The organism is Thioclava sp. UBA3469 (genome assembly GCF_002378135.1).
GTDB classification, from domain to species: domain Bacteria; phylum Pseudomonadota; class Alphaproteobacteria; order Rhodobacterales; family Rhodobacteraceae; genus Thioclava; species Thioclava sediminum.
The window spans coordinates 1-3,527 of the sequence record NZ_DFRG01000018.1 but is presented as its reverse complement, the minus strand read 5'-3'; the positions used below and the strand labels follow the sequence as shown (position 1 = coordinate 3,527).

3 protein-coding genes are annotated in these 3,527 nt (G+C 67.7%); 1 reads left to right on the top strand and 2 read right to left on the bottom strand.

From position 1 onward, the window contains the following. Window positions 1-1,727, top strand: a 1,727-nt coding sequence (locus B3D39_RS01530) for an L-glutamate gamma-semialdehyde dehydrogenase (protein WP_286789313.1), incomplete at its 5' end; no start/stop codon positions are given. 6 nt (window positions 1,728-1,733) lie between these two features. Here B3D39_RS01530 and modC read toward each other — a convergent pair. Together modC and modB are read right to left on the bottom strand one after the other, a co-directional pair. After that, the gene (gene modC, locus B3D39_RS01525) at window positions 1,734-2,813 is read right to left on the bottom strand and encodes a molybdenum ABC transporter ATP-binding protein (RefSeq protein WP_414717954.1); all 1,080 of its coding nucleotides are present in this window, start codon (window positions 2,811-2,813) and stop codon (window positions 1,734-1,736) included. Further along, on the bottom strand, window positions 2,810-3,505 hold the full coding sequence (gene modB / locus B3D39_RS01520; protein ID WP_286789312.1) for a molybdate ABC transporter permease subunit: 696 nt from the start codon (window positions 3,503-3,505) through the stop codon (window positions 2,810-2,812). The genes modC and modB overlap by 4 nt, the downstream gene beginning before the upstream one ends. Window positions 3,506-3,527: the final 22 nt, after the last annotated feature.

Below are 3,527 nucleotides of genomic sequence, written 5' to 3'. Positions count from 1 at the left end.
AGGCCGCCGAGGCCTGTGTCGCGGCCGCCATCGACGCTGCGCGTCCGTGGACTGCCCCGGTCGCTGAGCGCGCCGCCGTTTTGCGTCGCGTGGCGGCGCTTTACGAGGAAAACTTCGGGCCCTTCTTCGCGGTGCTCGCGAAAGAGGCGGGCAAGAGCCAGCTCGACTCCGTGGGCGAATTGCGCGAGGCGGTCGACTTCCTGCATTACTATTCGGCGCAGGCCGAAGAGAGCGATCCGACCGCACGCGGTATCTTCGCGGCGATCAGCCCGTGGAACTTCCCGCTGGCGATCTTCACCGGCCAGATCTCGGCCGCGCTGGCTGCGGGCAATGGCGTGATCGCGAAACCGGCCGAGCAGACGCCGCTCGTCGCGGCCATCGCCGTGCGCCTGATGCATGAGGCGGGCGTGCCGCGCGACGTGCTGCAACTGCTGCCCGGTCAGGGTGAGACGGTGGGCGCGGCCCTGTCGTCCAACCCGAAGATTGCGGGCATCGCCTTCACCGGCTCGACCGAGACGGCGAAGATGATCCGCCGGTCGATGGCCGACAATCTCGATCCGACCGCGCCGCTGATCGCGGAAACCGGTGGTCTGAACGCGATGATCGTGGACTCGACCGCTCTGCCCGAACAGGCCACGCGCGACATCATCGCTTCGGCCTTCCAGTCGGCGGGTCAACGCTGCTCGGCGCTGCGCTGCCTCTATGTGCAGGAAGACGTGGCTGAGGGGCTGATCTCGATGATCAAGGGTGCGATGGACGAGCTGTCGCTGGGCGATCCGTGGTATCTGTCGACCGATGTCGGCCCGGTGATCGACGGCGAGGCGCAGGCCGATATCGCCGCCTATATCGCGAATGCCGAGAAAGAGGGCCGCGTGCTGCACAAGCTCGACGCGCCGTCCAAGGGGCATTTCATCGCGCCGACGCTGGTGAAAGTCTCCGGCATCGAGGCGCTGGAGCGTGAGGTCTTCGGCCCGGTTCTGCATATCGCGACCTATCGCGCCGAGGATATCGAGAAGGTGTTCGCCGCGATCAACGCCACCGGTTACGGGCTGACCGCCGGTCTGCACAGCCGGATCGACAACCGCGTGCAGGAGGTCTCGGACGCGCTGCATGTCGGCAACCTCTACGTCAACCGCAACCAGATCGGTGCGGTCGTGGGCTCGCAGCCCTTCGGCGGTGAGGGGCTGTCGGGCACGGGTCCGAAAGCGGGCGGTCCGCTGTATCTCACGCGCTTCGCGATGGCGCCCGAGGCGTCGTCGAAGAATGGCGAATGGGGTCACAAGGCCGATCTCGATGCGCTGCGCAAGAAGCTGGCGAAAGCGGCAGCGAAGGCCGAGGCGAGCGAGCCGCTCGAAGCGCTCGAACTGCCGGGACCGACGGGCGAGGCGAACACGCTGCGTCGCTATCCGCGCGGGCCGATCCTGTGCCTCGGGCCGGGCGAGGCTGCGCAGGTCGCGCAGATCAAGGCGGTCGAGAAGCTGGGCGGCGTGGCCGTCGGGGCCGATGGCAAGATCGCCCCGGAATTGCTTGAAACGCTTGAGGATATCGCGGGCGCCATCTGGTGGGGGCACGATACCCGCGCCCTTGTGAAAGCGCTTGCGAAACGCGAAGGTCCGATCCTGACGCTGACCACCGGCGCGGTGCAGAAGGCCGATGTCCTCCACGAGCGGCATCTGTGCGTCGACACCACCGCGGCGGGCGGCAACGCGGCGCTGCTGGCGGGGTAAACCCCGCTAGCCCACATCCTCGGAGGCCACCGACATCGCCTTGATGATCGCGTGGCACGCCATTCCCTCGGTCAGGCCAAGTGCTTCGACCGAGCGGGTGGTGAGCCGGGCCAGCAGATGCTCGTCGCCCATCTTCAGGCGCACGTAGACGCTGGGCGGATCGGCGGGGCGCAGCTCCGCGACCGTGACGGGCAGGATGTTGAGCGCGGACAGCCCCTCGGGGCGTCCCACTGCCAGCGTCACGTCGCCCGCATGGATGCGCAGCCGCAGCGATTGGCCGGGCTGGCCTGCCGGATAAGGCAGCAGCACCGGGCCGCCTGCGGTCTCGATCCGGGTCAGCCCATCGTTCTCCTGCGCCTGAACCCGACCCGAGATCACCGCGCCCGCTTCGCGCTGGCCGAGCGCCGGGGCCAGCGTCGGATCGGACAGGATCTCGCGCGCCGGGCCGAAGCCGCGCAGGCGTCCGGTTTCGATCAGAGCGATGGAGGTTGCAAGCCGCGCGACCTCGGCGGGGGCGTGGCTGACATAGAGGATGGGAAGTTTAACTTCGTCCCGTAACCGCTCGATATATGGAAGAATTTCTGCCTTCCGTGCGGCGTCCAGTGCGGCCAGCGGCTCGTCCATCAGAAGCATGCGCGGGTTCGACAGGATCGCGCGTCCCAAGGCGACACGGCTCTTCTCGCCGCCCGAAAGTGCGGCCGGACGGCGCTCCAGTAGAGCACCGAGGCCGAGCATCTCGATGATGCGGTCGAACTCCGGCGCGGTCTTGGAGGTGTTGAAGCGCTGCCCGTAGAGCAGGTTCGATTTCACGCTGAGATGCGGGAAAAGCCGGGCGTCTTGGAAGACATAGCCGATACGGCGCTTGTGGGGCGGCAGGCAGATGCCGGCCTCGGTCTCGAGCAGCACCTCGCCATTCACCACGATCCGCCCCCGGTCAGGACGCAGCAGCCCGGCGACCGCGTTCACCACCGTCGTCTTGCCCGCGCCGGACGGGCCAAACAGCGCGGTGACGCCTTCGGGCGCGGTGAAATTGACGTCCAGATCGAGCGCGGGCAGGCGATGGCTGAGCGAGATTTCCAGCATCAGTTATGCCCCGCGATCCGCGCCGCGATCCGTCGCGCCAGCCATTCCGAGACCAACAGCGCGCCAAGCGCCAGCATGACCGAGATCACCACCAGCCGCGCGGCATCCGCCTCGCCGCCCGGCACCTGCAATTGCGAATAGATCGCGAGCGGCAGGGTCTGGGTCTGGCCGGGAATGTTCGATACGAATGTGATCGTCGCGCCGAATTCGCCCATCGCCTTGGCGAAGGCGGTGATGCTGCCGGCAAGGATGCCGGGCAGGATCAGGGGCAGGGTGATCGTTGCGAAACTGGCGATGCGCGAAGCCCCGAGGGTTGAGGCCGCCTGTTCCAGCTTCGGGTCCACCGCCTCGATCGCGAGCCGGATCGCGCGCACCATCAGCGGAAAGGCCATGATCCCGGCGGCCAGCGCCGCCCCGCGCCAGGAGAAGGCCACCGTGATCCCGATCCTCGCCAGCGCCGCCCCGATTATCCCGTTCGGCGCGAAGCCGATCAGCAGCAGGTAGCCGGTGACGACGGGCGGCAGGATCAGCGGCAGATGCACCAGCCCGTTGACGAGGCTGCGCCCCGGAAAGCGCCAGCGGGCCAGCGCATAGGCCACGAATAGCCCCGGTGGCAATGACAGCAGCGTCGCCCAGCCCGCCACTTTCAGCGACAGGACAACCGCTTGCCAGTCGGAGGGCGACAGCCAGCTCATTCCAGCGTCTCGAAGCCTTGGT

Excerpts from the sequence above, each read along its gene's own strand:
- modB (WP_286789312.1), bottom strand. The coding sequence starts at position 3,505 with ATGAGCTGGCTGTCGCCCTCCGACTGGCAAGCGGTTGTCCTGTCGCTG.